The organism is Hydrogenophaga sp. (assembly GCF_026125785.1).
Classification (GTDB): domain Bacteria; phylum Pseudomonadota; class Gammaproteobacteria; order Burkholderiales; family Burkholderiaceae_C; genus Hydrogenophaga.
This window is the reverse complement of the sequence record NZ_JAHCKL010000005.1, coordinates 182,750-195,327: the sequence shown is the minus strand read 5'-3', so window position 1 is coordinate 195,327 and position 12,578 is coordinate 182,750. Positions and strand designations below refer to the sequence as shown.

Annotated in this window: 13 protein-coding genes; 11 read left to right on the top strand and 2 right to left on the bottom strand. The window is 67.1% G+C overall.

Translation table 11 applies throughout. The features are described from left to right. Positions 1 to 4: 4 nt before the first annotated feature. The gene (locus KIT53_RS07875; protein ID WP_297750184.1) at positions 5 to 544 is read right to left on the bottom strand and encodes a winged helix DNA-binding protein; all 540 of its coding nucleotides are present in this window, start codon (positions 542 to 544) and stop codon (positions 5 to 7) included. 176 nt (positions 545 to 720) lie between these two features. On the opposite strand from KIT53_RS07875, the gene KIT53_RS07870 reads away from it, so the two are divergent. The 5 genes from KIT53_RS07870 to crcB all read left to right on the top strand — a co-directional run bounded on the left by KIT53_RS07870 (position 721) and on the right by crcB (position 5,055). Next, on the top strand, positions 721 to 1,695 hold the full coding sequence (locus tag KIT53_RS07870) for a TRAP transporter substrate-binding protein (protein WP_297750181.1): 975 nt from the start codon (positions 721 to 723) through the stop codon (positions 1,693 to 1,695). A 120-nt stretch (positions 1,696 to 1,815) separates the two neighbouring features. Next, positions 1,816 to 2,319, top strand: a complete 504-nt coding sequence (locus tag KIT53_RS07865) for a TRAP transporter small permease (RefSeq protein WP_297750179.1) — start codon at positions 1,816 to 1,818, stop codon at positions 2,317 to 2,319. Further along, a complete protein-coding gene (locus KIT53_RS07860; protein WP_297750176.1) occupies positions 2,312 to 3,607 on the top strand; it encodes a TRAP transporter large permease subunit in 1,296 nt (431 codons plus the stop codon). Before KIT53_RS07865 ends, KIT53_RS07860 begins: the two co-directional genes overlap by 8 nt. A 120-nt stretch (positions 3,608 to 3,727) precedes the next feature. Next, a complete protein-coding gene (locus tag KIT53_RS07855; RefSeq protein ID WP_297750173.1) occupies positions 3,728 to 4,672 on the top strand; it encodes a recombination-associated protein RdgC in 945 nt (314 codons plus the stop codon). Then, positions 4,672 to 5,055: a fluoride efflux transporter CrcB gene (crcB, locus tag KIT53_RS07850; RefSeq protein ID WP_297750170.1), complete on the top strand. Its 384-nt coding sequence runs from the start codon at positions 4,672 to 4,674 to the stop codon at positions 5,053 to 5,055. The genes KIT53_RS07855 and crcB overlap by 1 nt, the downstream gene beginning before the upstream one ends. 25 nt (positions 5,056 to 5,080) lie before the next feature. Here the strand turns inward: crcB and KIT53_RS07845 are convergent, their stop codons facing one another. Continuing rightward, positions 5,081 to 5,527, bottom strand: a complete 447-nt coding sequence (locus KIT53_RS07845; RefSeq protein ID WP_297750167.1) for an OsmC family protein — start codon at positions 5,525 to 5,527, stop codon at positions 5,081 to 5,083. A 256-nt stretch (positions 5,528 to 5,783) separates the two neighbouring features. On the opposite strand from KIT53_RS07845, the gene KIT53_RS07840 reads away from it, so the two are divergent. From KIT53_RS07840 to KIT53_RS07815, 6 genes are all read left to right on the top strand, one after another. After that, a complete protein-coding gene (locus KIT53_RS07840) occupies positions 5,784 to 6,245 on the top strand; it encodes a (2Fe-2S)-binding protein (protein ID WP_297750164.1) in 462 nt (153 codons plus the stop codon). Positions 6,246 to 6,349: 104 nt separating this feature from the next. Continuing rightward, positions 6,350 to 8,731: a xanthine dehydrogenase family protein molybdopterin-binding subunit gene (locus KIT53_RS07835; RefSeq protein WP_297750162.1), complete on the top strand. Its 2,382-nt coding sequence runs from the start codon at positions 6,350 to 6,352 to the stop codon at positions 8,729 to 8,731. Between the two features lie 18 nt (positions 8,732 to 8,749). Continuing rightward, positions 8,750 to 9,541 (top strand): xanthine dehydrogenase family protein subunit M, encoded by a 792-nt coding sequence (locus KIT53_RS07830; protein WP_297750159.1) that lies wholly within the window; start codon positions 8,750 to 8,752, stop codon positions 9,539 to 9,541. After that, entirely contained in the window at positions 9,538 to 10,437 is a 900-nt protein-coding gene (locus tag KIT53_RS07825) for a MoxR family ATPase (protein ID WP_297750157.1), read from the top strand. The genes KIT53_RS07830 and KIT53_RS07825 overlap by 4 nt, the downstream gene beginning before the upstream one ends. 330 nt (positions 10,438 to 10,767) lie before the next feature. Then, positions 10,768 to 11,946, top strand: coding sequence for a VWA domain-containing protein (locus KIT53_RS07820; protein ID WP_297750154.1), 1,179 nt, complete (start codon positions 10,768 to 10,770; stop codon positions 11,944 to 11,946). Between the two features lie 48 nt (positions 11,947 to 11,994). Further along, positions 11,995 to 12,573 carry a carbon monoxide dehydrogenase subunit G gene (locus KIT53_RS07815; protein ID WP_297750151.1) on the top strand — a complete coding sequence of 193 codons (579 nt, stop codon included), beginning with the start codon at positions 11,995 to 11,997 and terminating at the stop codon, positions 12,571 to 12,573. Positions 12,574 to 12,578 lie beyond the last annotated feature (5 nt).

Genomic DNA, 12,578 nt, shown 5'->3' with positions numbered 1-12,578 from the left:
AAGTTCAAAGAGAGGCGGCCGACCGCGCGGCCTGGTCGTAGATGCCGGAGAGCACGCGCAACAGCCTGGCCAGTTGGCCGATGTCGTGGTTGAGCGCGTCGTCGGCCTTGAGCGCATCGATCAGGCAGCTCTCGCGGATCTCGCGGTAGCGGGCCACATAGCCTTTGCCGGCCTCGGTCGGCGCATACGTCACGTCCTTGCCGTTCTTGCTGGACTCCACCATGCCCAGGCCCTGCAGCTTCTTGAGCGCGTAGTTGATCAGGTGCGTGTCCTCGACGTTCATGATGAAGGCGATGTCGGCCAGACGCTTGTCGCGCGCACGGTGCGTGACGTGGTGCAGCACCAGCACGTCCAGCGCCGTGAGGTCCTTGAGACCGGCCGCGCTCATGCAGTGCACCACCCACCGGTGAAAGGCGTTGCCCGCCACGATGAGGCCAAACTCGAACTCGCTCATCTCCGCGCTGCGGGGAGAGACGAGGTGCGCGGAAGAGACGATGGGAGGCGCCGGCACGGCTGGCTTGGCACTTGCTTTGGAACGGGCCATGGGAAGAGGACTGCGTCGTTTCGGTGCACGGGAGTTTAGGCGTTATGCTGACGTTTTGCCAACAATTTGTTGACATCAAGGGAAAATACCGATCACACTTCATCCGCTCGCCGATAGAGTCCAACGTGCCGCCTGACACGCAGCACGACCTGCCCACCCAACCTGGAGTCCCCCACATGAAACGTCGCCTGTTCAGCCTCACCGTGGCCGCCACCGCGCTGGCCGCGAGCCTGCCCGCACTGGCTCAGACCACCTGGGATCTGCCCGCCGCCTATCCTGCGACCAACTTCCATTCGGTCAACCTGGCGGCCTTCGCCGCCGACGTGGAGAAGGCCTCGGGCGGCAAGCTCAAGATCACCGTGCATCCCGGCGCCTCGCTGTTCAAGGCGCCTGAGATCAAGCGCGCCGTGCAAGGCGGGCAGGCGCAGGCCGGCGAGGTGCTGCTGGCCAACTTCCAGAACGAGTGGCAGATCTTCGGCGTGGACGGCATCCCCTTCCTGGCCACCAGCTACGCCGATTCCAAGAAGCTGTATGCCGCACAGAAGCCCTTCCTGCAGAAGAAGCTGGCTGAGCAGGGCATGGTCCTGCTCTACGCGGTGGCGTGGCCACCGCAAGGCCTCTACAGCAAGAAGGCCGTGGCCAGCGCGGCCGACCTCAAGGGCAGCAAGTGGCGCGCCTACAGCCCGTCCACATCGCGGATCGCCGAACTGGTCGGCGCGCAACCCGTGACGGTGCAGGCCGCGGAACTGTCGCAGGCCCTGGCCACCGGCGTGGTGGAAAACAACATGACCTCCGGCGCCACCGGTGTCGACAGCAAGCTCTACGAGCACCTGAAGTACTACTACGACGTGCAAGCCTGGCTGCCGAAGAACGCCGTGCTCGCCAACAAGCGCGCCTTCGACGCACTGGACAAACCCACCCAGGACGCCCTGATGAAGGCCGCTGCGGAAGCGGAGACGCGTGGTTGGGCGGAATCGGAGAAGGTCAACACCGATACGCTCAACACCCTCAAGGCCAATGGCATGACCGTGGAGGCTCCGTCGGCCACGCTCAAGGCGGACCTGCAGAAAGTGGGCGCGACCATGCTGCAGGAGTGGGCCGCCAAGGCCGGGCCCGAAGGCCAGCAGTTGATCGACGCCTACAAGAAGTAAGCACACCGCCGCGCTTCGCGCCCGCCATGGGTGGCACCTGCGACCTGTCCTGAGCCTGGCGAAGGGCAGGTCCGGGTAGGCCACCGGGTCGCGTTGCCCGGCACGCCACTGAAGTTTCAGATGCGCAAAACGCTTGACGCTCTCTACCTCGGCGCCGGCTGGCTGGCCGCGCTGTTCATGATCGGTGTGCTGGTGATGGTGATGCTCACCATCATCAGCCGGCTGGCCAACTTCTACGTACCGGGTACCGATGCCTACGCCGGCTATGCCATGGCAGGTGCGGGCTTCCTTGCCCTCGCGCACACCCTAAAGCACAACGAACACATCCGCGTGACGCTGATCATCGGGCGGCTCACCGGCGGCGCGCGGCGGGGTCTGGAACTGTGGGCGCTGTCGATCGCTGCGCTGATGAGCGGGCTGCTGGCCTGGTTTTCCTGGCGCCTGGTGTGGCAGTCGCACCAGTTCCACGACATCTCCACGGCCGCCGATGCCACGCCCCTCTGGATTCCACAGATCCTGATGGCGGTCGGCTGCACAGTGCTGCTGGTGGCAATGGTCGACGAATGGGTGCTGGAACTGCGCGGAAAGCGCTCACACGCCGAGGGAGACACGCGCCATGAATGAATTCGTCGTCACCACCCTGCTCATCGTCTCGCTGTTCCTGCTGCTGGGCAGCGGTGTGTGGATCGGCCTCACGCTCGCGGGCGTGGCCTGGATCGGCATGGAGCTGTTCTCATCCCGGCCTGCGGGCGACGCCATGGCGCTCACCATCTGGGGATCGGCCAGCAGTTGGACGCTGACTGCGCTGCCGCTGTTTGTGTGGATGGGGGAGATCCTCTTTCGCACCCGCCTGTCGGAGAGCATGTTCCGGGGCCTGGCGCCGTGGGTGAACGCGCTGCCGGGGCGGCTGCTGCACACCAACATCCTGGGCAGCACCATCTTCGCCGCCGTCTCCGGCTCCTCCGCCGCCACCTGCGCCACCATCGGCAAGATGACCATTCCCGAGCTCACGCGCCGCGGCTACCCGCCCGAGCGCATCGTGGGTTCGCTGGGCGGGGCCAGCACGCTGGGCCTGCTCATTCCGCCATCCATCATCATGATCGTCTACGGCGTGGCGGCGGAGGTCTCCATCGCCAAGCTGTTCGTCGCTGGCGTGCTGCCCGGGCTGATGCTGGCCCTGCTGTTCAGCGGCGCCATCGTGGTCTGGGCCCTGCTCAATCCCGACAAGGTTCCCAGCGCCGACGCGAGCCTGAGCCTGGGCCAGAAGATCCGCGAGGCGCGCCACCTGATCCCAGTGGTGGTGCTGATCGGCGGCGTGATCGGCGCCATCTACAGCGGGATCGCCACCGCCACCGAAGCGGCGGCGATCGGCGTGGTCGGCGCGCTGGTGCTCTCGGCATCGCAGGGCTCGCTGACCCGGGCCAGCTTCCGCGATGCGCTGCTGGGCGCCACACGCCTGTACTGCATGATCGCGCTGATCCTGGCCGGCGCCGCCTTCCTGACCTTGGCCATGGGCTACATCGGGCTGCCGCGCCATCTGGCCGAATGGGTCGGCGGGCTGGGTCTCTCGCCGGGCATGCTGCTGATCGCCTTGGCCGTGTTCTACATCGTGCTCGGTTGCTTCCTCGATGGCATCTCCATGATCGTGCTCACCATGGGCGTGATCCTGCCCACGGTCAACGCCGCCGGCATCGACCTGATCTGGTTCGGCATCTTCATTGTCATCGTGGTGGAAATGGCGCAGATCACGCCCCCCGTGGGCTTCAACCTGTTCGTGCTGCAAGGCATGACCAAGCGGGAGATCACCTGGATCGCCCGCGTCTGCATGCCCTACTTCTTTCTCATGGTGCTGGCGCTGGTGCTGCTGTGGTGGTTCCCGGGTTTGGTCAACTGGCTGCCGTCGCGGATGTAGGTCCGCCATCCTCCAGGGCCTTTTTGATCCGCAACGCATCTTGGAAAAATAGGGTGAACAGGCCCTAAGATGCCAACCCTGCTCGGTGCGAGCAGGGTTTGTTTTTTTGGAAAGTAGCCCGTGTTCAAGAATGTGACGATCTACCGCATCGCCCCCGGCTGGGCGGCGACGTTGGAGACCATGGAAGCCGCGCTGGATGCGGCCCGTTTCGTGCCCTGCGGCGCCACGCAGGAAAAATCGGTGGGGTGGGTCGCGCCGCGCGGCGAAGCCCATGGTGCGCTGGTGGAGTCGGTGGCGGGCCAGCGCATTCTCAAGCTGCAGATGGAAACCAAGGGCGTCCCCGGCGCCGTGGTGCGCAGGAAGGCCCAGGAGGCCGCTGACCACATCGAGGCCACCACCGGCCGCAAGCCCGGCAAGAAGGAAACCAAGGCCCTGCGCGAGGACGCTCTGCTGGCCCTGCTGCCACAGGCTTTCGAACGCCAATCGGCCGTATGGGTATGGATCGACATGGCCCGGGGACTGCTCATCACCGACGCCGGCAGCCAGGGCAAGCTCGACGAGGTGGTGACGGCGCTGGTGCGGGCCTTCGACGGCCTGGCCATCACCCTGTTGCAGACCGAGGTCAGTCCCCAGGTGGCGATGACGCAATGGCTTTCGGCCACCTCGCACGAGGAATGGCCCGAAGGTTTCGCGGTGGAACGCGAATGCGAGCTCAAGTCCGGCGACGAAGAGAAGTCGGTGGTTCGCTTCACCCGCCACAACCTGGCCACGGAAGAGGTTCGCAAGCACATCAGCGAGGGCAAACTGCCCACCCGCCTGGCTCTGAGTTGGGAAGGGCGCGTGGGTTTCACCCTCACCGAAGGTCTGACGATCAAGAAAATCAGCTTTCTCGAAGGCGTCTTCAGCGAAGGCACCGACAGCGAAGAAGAGACCTTCGACAGCAATGTCGCCATCGGCACGGGCGAGATCGGCGGCATGCTGGACGCGCTGATCGCCGCACTGGGCGGCGAGATGCAGCCCGGCTCGGCGCCTCCCGTGCTGGCGGATGAAGGGCCACCCTTCTGATGATCTCCGTGCTCGCCATCTGCATCGGCGCCTGCCTGGGTGCGCTGCTGCGCTGGCGGCTGGGCCTGTGGCTGAGCACGCCGGGCAGCCTGCTGCCATGGGGCACGCTGGCGGCGAACTGGATCGGGGCCTACGCCATCGGCCTGACCGTGGCTTTTTTCCAGAGCCAGACGCAGATCGACCCGGTCTGGCGACTGGCCATCATCACCGGCTTTCTGGGCGCCCTCACCACGTTCTCGTCGTTCTCCGTGGAGGTGGTGGCCATGCTGCAGCACGGCCGCTGGCTGCTGGCCACCGGCACCAGCGCCCTGCACCTGCTGGGCTCGCTGCTTCTGACGGTGGCGGGCATGCAGACGCTGACGTGGTGGATGGCCAGGCACTGAGCCAGCCCCGGGAGGGCCGACCGCCTCAACCTTTGAGCGTCGCGCCAGCGCCGTCCCGCACAGACACCTGGATAGGTATGCCCTGGCGCACACTCATCGAGACGGTGCAGAAGTCCTCGAACTGTGCCAGCACGCGGTCCAGGTGTTCGATGTCGGCCGCCGCGCGCCCGAGTTCGATGCGTACGCCGATCCCTGTGACCCGCAAGCGCTTCTCTTCGTTGCGCCCCAGTTCCGCAGTGGCCGTGGCGCGAAGCTCGCCCGGGTCCTGCTTGAATTTCTGCAAGGCAAAGAGCAGGCTGGCACTCAGGCAGTTGGCCACGGAGGCCAGCAGCAGGTGCTGCGGTGCGGGGCCTTCGCCCTGACCCAGTGGCGAGGGTTCGTCCACCGGCAGCGGCGCGATACCGGCGCCGAAATCGACCAGGAACTGGTAGCCCGACTGGCGGGTGATGGAGACGGAAACGTTTTCACTCATGAGAGACAACCCTTGTGGGAACACTGTGCCGGGAACCTGCACCTGGCAACGATCGCACGGAATACAGGCTGGCTGCTTGACCCACATCAAGCCCGAAGAAACGCGCAGGTGAGCGCTGACAAAGGGCACGGTCCGCAGCCCCTGTCTCAATTTGAGAATGATTGAAGCCCTCCGCCGGTTTTGAGGGTTAACCCTCAAAACCGGGCCCGAGGCCCATGCTCCACTTGCTGTGCCCCACCACAACAAGGAGACAAGCATGCAGGTCCAACTCACGGTCAACGGCAAGCCCGTGACGATCGACGCGCCGCCGCACACCCTGCTGGTCCAGGCGATCCGCGAACACCTCCGACTCACCGGCACGCACGTTGGCTGCGACACCGCGCAATGCGGCGCCTGCACCGTCTTGCTCGATGGCCGCGCGGTGAAGTCGTGCAACATGCTGCTGGCCCAGGCCGCCGGCACCCAGGTCACCACCATCGAAGGCCTGGCCGCCGCCGACGGCACCATGCACCCGATGCAGGCTGCCTTCAAGGAGTGCCACGGCCTGCAATGCGGCTTCTGCACCCCAGGCATGGTCATGAGCTCCGTGGCCCTGTGCAAGCAGAAGCCTGGCGCGAGCGCGACCGAGATCCGCGAATCGCTCGAAGGCAACCTGTGCCGCTGCACCGGCTACCAGAACATCGTCAAGGCGGTGCAGCAGGGCATGAGCACGGCCTGAAGAGGAGGCGCCACCTGCGGCCCGGCAAAGCCGGTTCCGCGGTGCCACTTGGTTCACATCTTTCTAGCGCCGCCATGCTCGCGGCGCGCAATGGAGCAATTGACATGGGTGCATCCGACTTTTCCAAGCTGCCACACATCGGCGAATCCCTCAAGCGCAAGGAGGACTACCGCTTTCTCACCGGCGCGGGCCAGTACACCGACGACATCGTGCTGCCCAACATGCACCACGCGGTGTTCGTGCGCTCGCCGCATGCCCACGCGAAGATCCGCAAGATCGACAAGAGCGCAGCGCTCAAGGCACCGGGCGTCATCGGCGTTCTCGACGGCGAGGACGTGGCGGCCGACAAGATAGGCGGCCTGCCCTGCGGCTGGCTGATCACCGGCACCGACGGCCAGCCCATGAAGGAGCCGCCCCACCCCATCCTGGCCCACGGCAAGGTGCGCTACGTGGGCGACCATGTGGTCATGGTGGTCGCCGACACGGTAGAGAACGCCCGCAACGCGGCCGAGCTGGTGGACGTGGACTACGAGCCGCTGGACGCGGTGGTGGACGTGCGCGACGCCATGAAGTCGGGCGCGCCCACGCTGCACGATGCGGCGCCGGACAACCACTGCTACAAGTGGGCCATCGGTGACAAGTCCCAGGTGGACGCGGCCTTCGCCAAGGCCGCGCACGTGACCAAGCTCGACCTCATCAACAACCGGCTCGCGCCCAACCCCATGGAGCCGCGCGCGGCCATCGCGACCTACAACCGCGCTGGCGACGACTACACACTCTACGTGGCGAACCAGAATCCGCACGTCGAGCGGCTGCTCATGACCGCCTTCGTGATGGGGCTGCCCGAGCACAAGGTGCGCGTGATCGCGCCCGACGTGGGCGGTGGCTTTGGCGCCAAGATCTATCTCTACGCCGAGGACGTCTGCCTCACCTGGGCGTCGAAGAAACTCAACTGCGCCATCAAATGGACCTGCGACCGTTCGGAGGCCTTCCTGTGCGACGCCCATGGCCGAGACCACGTCAGCCATGCCGAACTCGCGCTGGACAAGGACGGCAAGTTCCTCGCGCTGAAGGTGCATACCGACGCCAACCTCGGCGCCTACCTCTCCACCTTCTCCACGGCGGTGCCCACCATCCTGTACGCGACCCTGCTCGCCGGCCAGTACACCACGCCGCAGGTCTATGTGGAGGTCGACGCCTGGTTCACCAACACCGCCCCCGTGGACGCCTACCGGGGCGCTGGCCGGCCTGAAGCCACCTACCTGCTGGAGCGCATCGTCAGCCGCGCCGCCTGGGAAACCGGGCTGCCTCAGGACGAGATCCGCCGCCGCAACTTCATCACGGCCTTTCCCTACCAGACGCCGGTGGCGCTGCAGTACGACACCGGCGACTTCGGCGCCTGCCTGAGCAAGGCCAACGAGATGGCCAACGTGGCCGGCCTGGCACAGCGCAAGGAAGCCTCCAAAGCCAAAGGCCTGCTGCGCGGTGTGGGCTACAGCAGCTACATCGAGGCCTGCGGCCTCGCGCCCAGCAACATCGCCGGGGCGCTCGGCGCGCGCGCCGGCCTGTTCGAGTGCGGCGAGGTGCGGGTTCACCCCACCGGCAGCGTGACCGTGTTCACCGGCTCGCACAGCCACGGCCAGGGCCACGAAACCACCTTCGCGCAGGTGGTGGCCTCGCGCCTGGGACTGGACCCGTCGCAGGTAGACATCGTGCACGGCGACACCGGCCGCGTGCCCTTCGGCATGGGCACGTACGGCTCGCGCTCCATCTCGGTGGGCGGCGCGGCCATCATGCGCGCTCTCGACAAGATCGAGGCCAAGGCCAAGAAGATCGCGGCCCACCTGATGGAGGCCAGCGACGCCGACGTGGACTTCGCCAACGGCGAGTTCACCGTCAAGGGCACCGACAAGAAGGTCACGTTCGGCCAGGTCGCGCTGACCGCCTACGTGCCACACAACTACCCGCTGGACAAGCTGGAGCCCGGCCTGAACGAGACCGCTTTCTACGACCCGACCAACTTCACCTTCCCGGCCGGCACCTACATCTGCGAGGTCGAGGTGGACCCCAACACCGGGGTGGTGCGCATCGACCGTTTCACCGCGGTGGACGACTTCGGCACCATCATCAATCCGATGATCGTCGAGGGCCAGGTGCACGGCGGCCTGGCACAAGGCATAGGCCAGGCGCTGCTGGAACACTGCGTGTATGACCGTGACACGGGCCAACTGGTGACCGGCTCCTTCATGGACTACGCCATGCCACGCGCCGACGACATCCCGGACTTCCAACTGGGCCACGTGGTCACGCCCTGCACCACCAACCCGCTGGGCACCAAGGGCTGCGGCGAGGCCGGCGCCATCGGCTCGCCGCCAGCGGTGATCAACGCCGTGCTCGACGCCCTCGCGCCATTGGGTGTGAAAGACCTGGACATGCCCGCCAGTCCGCACCGTGTCTGGCAAGCCATCCAGGGCGCCAGGAAGTAAGCAGAAGGAGAACCCGACATGTACGCATTCACGCTGGAACAGCCCACCTCCCTGGCCGACGTCAAGCGCATCGCGGGCGGCGGCGCGCAACCCCTGGCCGGCGGCCAGACCCTGATCGCCTCCATGAAGCAGCGGCTGCTGCGCCCCGAGAACCTGGTCGACCTGGGCCGGGTGGCCGAACTGCGCGGCATCAAGGTCGATGGCCAGCACCTGGTCATTGGCGCCATGACCTGCCACCAGGACGTGGCCGACAACGCCGATGTGCGCAAGCACATTCCCGGCCTCGCCGCACTGGCCGGCGGCATTGGCGACCGCCAGGTCCGCGCGCGCGGCACCATCGGCGGATCGGTGGCCAACAACGATCCCGCCGCCTGCTACCCCAGCGCGGTGCTCGGCCTCGGTGCCACGGTCGTCACCGACCGCCGACAGATCGCCGCCGACGACTTCTTCCAGGGTCTCTACACCACCGCCCTGGAGCCGGGCGAGATCATCACCGCCATCCGCTTTCCCATTCCCACCAAGGCCGCCTACGCCAAGTTCCGCCAGCCAGCCTCGCGTTTCGCGCTCGTGGGCGTGTTCGTGGCGCTCACCGGCAGCGGCGCGCGCGTGGCCATCACCGGTGCTGGCAATGGCGTGTTCCGCCACAAGGGACTGGAGACCGCCCTGGGCAAGAGCTTCACGCCCGAAGCGGTGCAAGGCGTGGCCATCGACGCCAGCGACATCAATGGCGACCTGCATGCCAGCGCCGCCTACCGCGCGCACCTGGTCACGGTGCAGACCCAGGCTGCGGTGCGCCAGGCCAATGGATGACAGGGGTGGCCACTGACCTGCTGTCCATAGACGGCCTTACCCACGCCCTGCAGGGTGTGGGCTACCACGCTCCCCGGCGGCTGGTCACGGCCGTGTTCCTGGCCATGCGGCTGCAGCGCCCGCTGCTGCTGGAAGGCGAACCCGGCGTGGGCAAGACCGAGCTGGCCAAGGCGCTGTCGCAGGTGCTCGGCCGCCCGCTGGTGCGCCTGCAGTGCTACGACGGCCTGGAGCAGCGCGAGGCGCTGTACGAGTGGAACCACACCGCCCAGTTGCTGCACATGCGCGCTGCGCAAGCCACGGCCACGCCCGACGAAATCGAGCGCGAGGTCTACCAGGCGCGCTACCTGATCCGCCGCCCGTTGTTGCAGGCGCTGCAGACGCCAGAGCCTGGCGCAGTGTTGCTCATCGACGAGGTCGACCGCGCCGACGAGCCTTTTGAAGCCTTCCTGCTGGAGTACCTGGGCGAATACCAGGTCAGCATCCCGGAGCTGGGCACCATCCGTGCGGTGGCCGCGCCGCTGACCATCCTCACCAGCAACCGCACACGCGACCTCAACGACGCCGTCAAGCGCCGTTGCCTGTACCAGTGGCTGGACTACCCCGATCGCGAGCGCGAACTGGCCATCGTGCGCAGCCAGGTGCCGCAGGCCAGCGCCGCGCTCAGCGAACAGGTCACGAACTTCGTCTCGCGCCTGCGCAGCCTGCCCTTCGCCAACGCCTTCCAACGCAGCCCCGGCATCGCCGAAAGCGTGGAATGGGCCAAGGCCCTGGTGGCGCTGGACACCCTCACACTGGACCCCGAAGTGATCCAGGACACGGCCGGCATCCTCTTCAAGCAGCGCGAAGACGTGGCCGCACTCCTGCCCATGCTGGAGCAACTGCTGGATGAAGCGTGACCCGTTCCAGTGCCGCCCGACGCCGTTCCGGCTGAGCAACCCACCATGCAGGGGTGGCACCTCTCCATTCGGGCCAAGCGCCCTTCCGTTCGAACTGAGCACCCCTCCATTCGGGCTGAGCCCCCCTCCGTGCGGACTGAGCACCCCTCCGTCCGGACTGAGCCCCCCTCCGTTCGGGCTGAGCCCCCCTCCGTTCGGGCTGAGCCCCCCTCCGTTCGGGCTGAGCCCCCCTCCGTTCGGGCTGAGCCTGTCGAAGCCCCGGCCAACCCCCTCCCCCCGGCCCGTCAACAGGCTCAGGGCGAGCAGCCCCGAGGTTGAGGAGATATCCCCATGATCCTCGGCGACGCACGCAGCGGCAAGCTGCCAGACCACATCACCGCCTTCGGACGTGCCCTGCGCCGCGCCGGCGTGCCGGTGGACAGCAGCCGCATCGCGCTGGCCATCAGCGCCGCGCAGGCCGTGGGCGTGGACCGGCGCGACGACCTGCGATCCGCCCTGGAGGCCGTGCTGGTGAGCCGCCAGCAGGATATGGCCGTGTTTGATGACATGTTCGAGGCCTTGTTTCGCAATCCCGAGCTCGCCCAGCAGTTGCTCGCCCAGATGCTGCCCAAGGCCGCCAAGGCCCATCCGGCGCGGCGCAAGGCGCGCGTGCAGGAAGCCCTGAGCGTGGCCGGCCTCAAGGCCGCGCAGCCCAACCAGGGCGAAGCGGAACTGAAGTTCGATGCCGCGATGACGGCCAGCGACCAGCAGCGGCTGCGCCATGCCGACTTCGCCGGCCTGTCGGCCAGCGAGTTCCGTCTGGTCGAACGGCTGGTGCGAGAAATCCCCCTGCCTCTGCCGCCGGTGCGCGCGCGCCGGGAACAGGCCGGCCTGCTCCGCGGTCATCGGCCCGACTGGCCACGCGCACTGCACCAGGCCCGGCGACACGGTGGCGAACTGCTGCTGCTGCCACGTCTGTCGCGCCGCACGCAACCCTTGCCGCTGCTGATCCTGGTCGACATCTCCGGCTCCATGGAACGCTACGCACGCCTGTTGCTGGCCTTCCTGCACCAGGCCACGCGCGGCACGCCGCGCACCGCGTTCGCCTTTGGCACCACCCTGACGGACCTGCGCGCCGCATTCCGCCTGAGCGACACCGACCAGATGCTGGAGACCGCCAATGCGGCCATTGCCGACTTTGCCGGTGGTACGCGGCTGGGCGAGGCGCTGGCCGAACTGCGCCGCCACCACGCCCGCTGTCTGGTGGGCCGGCGCACCGTGGTCTTGCTCATCAGCGACGGCCTGGACACCGGAGCGCCCGAGACGCTGGAAGAAGAACTGCGTTGGCTGGGCCGGCACAGCCGGCAACTGCTCTGGCTCAACCCCCTGTTGCGCTACGACGGCTACGCCCCTCTGGCCACCGGCGCGGCCGTCCTGCACCGGCACGCCCACGGCATGCTCGCGGTGCACAACCTCAGCCACCTGGAAGACCTCGCGCGCGCCATGGCCGCCCTGATGCGGCGCGCCTGAACACCACGTTTCACACACCATCCAACGAACCTGACAGGAGAAACCACCGTGGACATGCAAGGAAGCCGCACGCTCCCCGTGAGCCAGCAGCAGGCCTGGGACGCCCTGAACGACCCCGACGTCCTCAAGACCTGCATCCCGGGTTGCGAGAAATTCGAACTGACCGAAGCCAACACCTACGCCGTGACGACCGCCGTCAAGATCGGCCCCGTGTCGGCGCGCTTCAACGGCCGCGTTCTGCTGTCCGACATACAACCGCCCGAGTCGTACAAGATCGGTTTCGACGCCCAGGGCGGCGTGGCCGGATTCGGCAAGGGTGAATCGGCGGTGCGGCTCACGCCCGCCGACACCGGTTGCGAACTCAACTACACGGTGCACGCCACGGTGGGCGGCAAGGTCGCACAGCTCGGCCAGCGCCTGATCGACGGCGCGGCCAAGTCCCTGGCCGAAGATTTCTTCCGCCGTTTCGAGGAAGAGCTGCTGCGCCGCCATCCCCCGGCCACTGGCGCGGACACTGCCCCGCCCCCACCCCAGCAGACCAGCGGCGGCGGGGGCATGCCGGCCTGGGTCTGGGGCGCCATTGCGGCGGCCGTCGCGCTGGGCATCTACCTGGCCATGCGGAGCTGAATGCC